Origin of the sequence: Chromohalobacter sp. 296-RDG, from assembly GCF_029889885.1 — a bacterium.
Classification (GTDB): Bacteria; Pseudomonadota; Gammaproteobacteria; order Pseudomonadales; family Halomonadaceae; genus Chromohalobacter.
The window spans coordinates 1-569 of sequence record NZ_JARANY010000310.1; the positions used below are offsets into that span (position 1 = coordinate 1).

General features: G+C 44.5%; 1 protein-coding gene. It reads left to right on the plus strand.

The features are described 5' to 3' along the window. A partial coding sequence (locus OP495_RS18705) for a hypothetical protein (protein ID WP_280571292.1) occupies positions 1-236 on the plus strand: 236 nt, incomplete at its 5' end. Positions 237-569: the final 333 nt, after the last annotated feature.

A 569-nucleotide genomic window follows, 5' to 3' on the forward strand; every position in this document is an offset into this window, starting at 1 on the left:
TCACACCATTTGGTGAGCTAGCCCTCGTTGATCCAATTACAGAAGATGGTTCGGTTATTTCTATGCCAAATAGGATTAATGTTGATGTTCTGGATTATTTTGAAGCTAATCTCGCAACCTTTTTAGAGCTGGATGAGGTTTATGATTCCACTCCCAAGTTAAGGTTCCACATGTCACCTGAAGAGGCGTTTCATTTTAGAGTGGGTGCATCAATGAAATTTGGCGAAAGAGGCTGAGTTATTAATAATTGTAGAGTTTAGGCTGCTGTTTTGAGCCATATGCTTGGCTTGAGTATGCTGCCTGAAATTATCAGTAGTTTTGTGAGATCTGCATTTCGACACGCTCGTCAGGAATGTACTCCTCCTTGAGTCTTGCAGTATCTGTGTGGAGCCTTCCGTGAAGTTAGTGCCGGCTTTTGAATTTTATACGTTTTAGCTTCATGCACGCATGTAGGCCATGGCATGATGTAGTAGCGGAGCTTGGTACTGCCGCCAGCTCTTCACCCTTCCTGCCGAATCTTCCATGCCGCTTTCTTTACCGCTGCTAAGGGAAGGGTGCTTATGCTTTCG